The sequence below is a fragment of the Pseudomonas sp. NPDC087804 genome (genome assembly GCF_044742965.1).
Lineage (GTDB): Bacteria > Pseudomonadota > Gammaproteobacteria > Pseudomonadales > Pseudomonadaceae > Aquipseudomonas > Aquipseudomonas rustica.
Genome location: NZ_JBIUVN010000065.1, coordinates 1 through 2365, shown reverse-complemented (window position 1 = coordinate 2365; position 2365 = coordinate 1). Strand labels below are relative to the sequence as shown.

At 60.9% G+C, this 2365-nt stretch carries 3 protein-coding genes; all 3 read left to right on the top strand.

All coding sequences use genetic code 11. The features are described 5' to 3' along the window. The coding region (nuoE, locus tag ACIOMO_RS27905) for an NADH-quinone oxidoreductase subunit NuoE (protein WP_401244696.1) at nucleotides 1-480 on the top strand (480 nt) is incomplete at its 5' end. Continuing rightward, complete coding sequence (gene nuoF / locus ACIOMO_RS27900; RefSeq protein ID WP_008082856.1) at nucleotides 477-1832, top strand: NADH-quinone oxidoreductase subunit NuoF; 1356 nt, start codon at nucleotides 477-479, stop codon at nucleotides 1830-1832. The genes nuoE and nuoF, both read left to right, overlap by 4 nt. 134 nt (nucleotides 1833-1966) lie before the next feature. Then, a partial coding sequence (locus ACIOMO_RS27895; protein WP_401244694.1) for a 2Fe-2S iron-sulfur cluster-binding protein occupies nucleotides 1967-2365 on the top strand: 399 nt, incomplete at its 3' end.

Here is a 2365-nt window from a genome sequence, read left to right as displayed (position 1 = left end):
CAGACAGACCGTTTCACCCTCAGTGAAACCGAGCGCTCGGCCATCGAGCACGAGCTGCATCACTACGAAGACCCGCGCGCGGCGTCGATCGAAGCCCTGAAGATCGTTCAGAAAGAACGCGGCTGGGTGCCGGATGGCGCCCTGTACGCAATCGGCGAGATCCTCGGCATCCCGGCCAGCGACGTTGAAGGTGTGGCTACTTTCTATAGCCAGATTTTCCGTCAGCCGGTTGGCCGTCACATCATTCGCGTCTGCGACAGCATGGTCTGCTACATCGGTGGCCACGAGTCGGTGGTCAGCGAAATCCAGAACAATCTGGGCATCGGCCTGGGTCAGACCACCACCGACGGTCGTTTCACCCTGCTGCCGGTCTGCTGCCTCGGCAACTGCGACAAGGCACCGGCGCTGATGATCGACGACGACACCTTTGGTGATGTGCAGCCTGCTGGCGTCGCCAAACTGCTCGAGGGCTACGTATGACCCTGACATCTTTCGGTCCTGCCAACCGCATTCAGCGTTCGGCCGAAACTCACCCGCTGACCTGGCGTCTGCGTGACGACGGCGAAGCCGTGTGGCTCGACGAGTACCAGGCCAAGAACGGTTACGCCGCTGCGCGCAAAGCCTTCGCCGACATGGATCAGGACGCCATCGTCCAGACCGTGAAAGACGCAGGCTTGAAAGGTCGCGGCGGTGCAGGCTTCCCCACGGGCGTGAAGTGGGGCCTGATGCCCAAAGACGAATCCATCAACATCCGTTACCTGCTGTGCAACGCGGATGAAATGGAGCCGAACACCTGGAAAGACCGCATGCTGATGGAGCAACTGCCCCATCTGCTGATCGAAGGCATGCTAATCAGTGCTCGCGCGCTGAAAACCTACCGTGGCTACATCTTCTTGCGTGGCGAATACACCACCGCCGCCAAGCACTTGAACCGTGCTGTGGAAGAAGCCAAGGCTGCGGGCCTGCTGGGTAAAAACATTCTCGGCAGCGGCTTCGATTTCGAGCTGTTCGTCCACACCGGTGCCGGGCGTTACATCTGCGGTGAAGAAACCGCACTGATCAACTCCCTCGAAGGCCGTCGCGCCAACCCGCGCTCCAAGCCGCCCTTCCCTGCCGCCGTCGGCGTGTGGGGCAAGCCGACTTGCGTGAACAACGTCGAAACCCTGTGCAACGTGCCGGCGATCATTGCCGACGGCGTTGACTGGTACAAATCGTTGGCCCGCGAAGGCAGCGAAGACATGGGCACCAAGCTCATGGGCTTCTCCGGCAAAGTCAAAAACCCGGGCCTGTGGGAATTGCCATTCGGCGTCACCGGTCGCGAGTTGTTCGAAGACTACGCGGGCGGCATGCGCGACGGCTTCAAGCTCAAAGCCTGGCAGCCAGGCGGCGCCGGTACCGGTTTCCTCTTGCCTGAGCACCTCGACGCACAAATGTACGCCGGCGGCATCGCCAAAGTGGGCACCCGTATGGGTACCGGCCTGGCCATGGCGGTGGATGACAGCGTCAACATGGTCTCCTTGCTGCGCAACATGGAGCAGTTCTTCGCTCGCGAGTCGTGCGGTTTCTGCACCCCGTGCCGTGATGGTTTGCCATGGAGCGTCAAGCTCTTGATGGCCATCGAAGAAGGCCGCGGTCAGCCAGGCGACATCGAGACCCTGCTGGGTCTGGTCAACTTCCTCGGCCCGGGCAAGACCTTCTGTGCTCACGCACCGGGTGCCGTGGAACCGTTGGGCAGTGCCATCAAATACTTCCGTCCAGAGTTCGAAGCCGGTATCGCGCCAGTCAGCGCCGCCGTCCCGCCTCTGGCAAGGCCGATCGTAATCGGCGCGTAAACGCTTAATAAGGTGAAGGGCCTGAGCCCTTCGCCTCCTGCGATGACGCCTTTCGAGGCTGGTTTGATTCGCACGGATAACAAGATTCCATTAGCCACGCCCGCTGACACCGGGCCAACGAAGACCTTTGAACCATGGCCACTATCCACGTAGACGGCAAAGCGCTCGAAGTCGACGGGGCAGACAACCTGTTACAGGCATGTCTGTCGCTGGGCCTCGACATTCCATATTTCTGCTGGCACCCCGCGCTTGGTAGCGTCGGGGCTTGCCGCCAGTGCGCGGTCAAGCAGTACACCGACGAGAACGACACCCGTGGTCGCATCGTCATGTCCTGCATGACGCCTGCCACCGACAACACCTGGATCTCCATCGAAGATGAAGAATCCAAGGCGTTCCGCGCCAGTGTTGTTGAATGGCTGATGACCAACCACCCGCACGACTGCCCGGTGTGCGAAGAAGGCGGTCATTGCCACCTGCAAGACATGACAGTGATGACCGGCCACAACGAGCGCCGTTATCGCTTCACCAAACGC

Coding starts and splice junctions, on each gene's coding strand:
- nuoF (WP_008082856.1), top strand. CDS start 477: ATGACCCTGACATCTTTCGGTCCTGCCAACCGCATTCAGCGTTCGGCC.